This is a genomic window from Streptomyces sp. 13-12-16, assembly GCF_002114215.1.
GTDB lineage: Bacteria > Actinomycetota > Actinomycetes > Streptomycetales > Streptomycetaceae > Streptomyces.
In genome coordinates this window covers 1-2,371 of the sequence record NZ_NCTE01001107.1, presented here as the reverse complement: position 1 = coordinate 2,371, position 2,371 = coordinate 1, and the positions used below count along the sequence as shown (strand labels likewise).

Genomic DNA, 2,371 nt, shown 5'->3' with positions numbered 1-2,371 from the left:
GGCGGAGTCCTCGGCGGCGTGCTCGACGCCGTGGGCGCACAGCACCAGGGCGACCGCGGCGGCCACGCCCGGCAGACAGCCGAGCGGCACCGTGACGGCCCGTGGCGGGCGCGGGGAGCCGGGCCCTCCGGGTATCCGGGGGGAGCGGTGTCTCCGCGCTCCGCGCGGTCTCCTGGGGACACGCATGAGCCCACTGTGGGCCGGTCCGCCCGCATCTGCGATCCGTACTGCGCCACCCGGTGGAACCATCGCCTCGGTCCGGGACGTTTTCCCCGGTACACGCGCGCGTGGCCGCATTCCCGCGGCCGTCGCGCGCGTGTGGCTGATCACCGGGCCCCTCCCCCACGTACTGATGGGCCGGTGGTCCCGAGAGAAAGGCGGCGTGCGTGGACCTGCTCGACATCCTGCTGTTGCTGGTCGTCCTGGCCTACGCGGCGTCCGGTTACCGGCGCGGGCTGCTGGCGGGCTGCGTCTCGCTGGCCGGTTTCGTGGGCGGTGCGGTCGTGGGCGTGTGGCTCCTGCCGTGGGTGATGGACCTGGTGACCCCGGGGACGACCCGGGCGACGGTGACGGCCGTGTTCACGGTGCTGCTGCCGGCCGTGACGGGCCATGAGCTGGCGGGGCGGCTGGCGCTCAGACTGCGGCGGGAGCTGGACCGGGGCCCGCTGCGGGTGGCGGACGGGGTCGGCGGGGCGGTGGCCAACTCGGTGGCCGTGCTGATCGTGGCGTGGGTGGTGGCGAGCGTGCTGGGCGCCTCCTCCTCCCCGCTGGTGACGTCGGCGATCCGGGACTCGCGGTTGCTGGGCACCGTGCAGGACGCGATGCCGGACACCACTCCGGGCTGGTTCTCCCGGGCCACGTCGGCGCTGACCGAGGCGGGTTTCCCGCAGGTCTTCAACCCGTTCGAGAACGAGTCGACCGCCGAGGTCGCCGCGCCCACCGGCGACAGCGTCACCGCCGCCGCCACCCGGGCCGCGCAGCGCAGCACGGTGAAGGTCGAGGGTGTGACGGGCACCCAGGGCCGCGAGGGCAGCGGCTTCGTGTACGCGACGGAGCACGTGATGACCAACGCCCACGTGGTGGCCGGCATCGACGAGCCGACCGTGCGCGTGGGCGGGGTGGGACGGACGTACGAGGCGCGGGTGGTGCTCTTCGACCCGCGCAAGGACGTGGCCGTGCTGTACGTGCCGGAGCTGCGGGCGCCCGTCCTGGAGTTCGACGACGACGCCGGCCGCGGCGACTCGGCGGTCGTCGCGGGCTACCCGCAGGACGGTGACCTGAACCTGCAGGCGGCGACGGTCGCGGGCCGGGTGCAGGCCCGGGGACAGAACATCTACAACGACGCGACGGTCACCCGCGAGATCTACTCGATCCGCTCGACCGTGCGCCCCGGCAACTCCGGCGGCCCGCTGCTGACGACCGAGGGCCGGGTGTACGGCGTGGTGTTCGCGCGTTCCACCTCGGACGCGGAGACCGGCTACGTGCTGACGGCGGACGAGGTGGCGGACGACGCCGAGCGCGCGGCGGACGCGACGGCGCCGGTGGACACCGGGGAGCCGGTGACGTCGTAGACCCCGCGGGCCCCGTCAGACCAGCGACCGCCCCATCATGACGTCGTCGACGTACTCGCCCCCGACGAAGAACTCCCCCGGCTGCACGCCCTCCACGACGAAGCCCTCGGACTCGTACAGCGCCCGCGCGGCGGTGTTGTGGCCGAGCACGCGCAGGGTGATCCGGCGTGCGCCGCGCTCCCGCGCCTGCGCGACGGCGGCCCGCACCAGGGCCCGGCCCACGCCCCGACCGCGTGCCTCCTCGGCGACGGCGAGGCCGCGGATCTGCCGTACGTGCGCGTTGCTGGCGAGTTCGGTGGCGAAGCCGAGACGGACGTACCCCACGATCCGGCCCCCGTACTCGGCGACCCGGTGGTCCCGGGGCCCGGACCGCTCGCTGAAGAACCAGTCGTGCGACGGCTGCGGGGTGACGGCGTGCAGGGTGGACCAGGTCTCGCGGTCGAGACGGGCCAGCTCCCCCTCGTCGTCGGGACGGGCGACACGTATGGACGGCTCGGACATGAGCGCCACTGTACGGGCGGCTCGCGTCGTCCCGGCCGTGATTTCCGTGCCGCGAGGGGCAGGATGGACGCCATGGAACGTTCCCGAATCGCGGTGGCCGGTGCGTCCGGGCTCATCGGTGGCGCGCTGGCGCGGTCCCTGACGGCGGACGGGCACGAGGTGGTCCGGCTGGTGCGGCGCGAGCCCCGGGCGGCGGGCGAGGTCCGCTGGGACCCGGAGCGCGGGTCGGTGGACGCGGCCGGCCTCGCCGGGTGCGACGCGGTGGTCAATCTGGCGGGCGCCGGGGTCGGCGGCCGACG

3 protein-coding genes and 1 pseudogene are annotated in these 2,371 nt (G+C 74.9%); 2 read left to right on the top strand and 2 right to left on the bottom strand.

The features are described from left to right. Window positions 1-186, bottom strand: a pseudogene (locus B7767_RS48645) (N-acetylmuramoyl-L-alanine amidase); the annotation flags it as partial. Window positions 187-386: 200 nt separating this feature from the next. Here B7767_RS48645 and B7767_RS35965 point away from each other — a divergent pair. Next, window positions 387-1,571 (top strand): MarP family serine protease, encoded by a 1,185-nt coding sequence (locus tag B7767_RS35965; protein ID WP_085575708.1) that lies wholly within the window; start codon window positions 387-389, stop codon window positions 1,569-1,571. A 15-nt stretch (window positions 1,572-1,586) separates the two neighbouring features. Here B7767_RS35965 and B7767_RS35960 read toward each other — a convergent pair whose 3' ends face one another. Further along, on the bottom strand, window positions 1,587-2,072 hold the full coding sequence (locus tag B7767_RS35960; RefSeq protein ID WP_085575709.1) for a GNAT family N-acetyltransferase: 486 nt from the start codon (window positions 2,070-2,072) through the stop codon (window positions 1,587-1,589). A 72-nt stretch (window positions 2,073-2,144) separates the two neighbouring features. On the opposite strand from B7767_RS35960, the gene B7767_RS35955 reads away from it, so the two are divergent. Then, window positions 2,145-2,371 (top strand): NAD-dependent epimerase/dehydratase family protein (locus B7767_RS35955; protein WP_143652820.1); only part of this gene is annotated, 227 nt, incomplete at its 3' end.

Bases quoted from the DNA above. Each gene is read 5' to 3' on its own strand.
- B7767_RS35960 (WP_085575709.1), bottom strand. From the start codon at position 2,072: ATGTCCGAGCCGTCCATACGTGTCGCCCGTCCCGACGACGAGGGGGAG.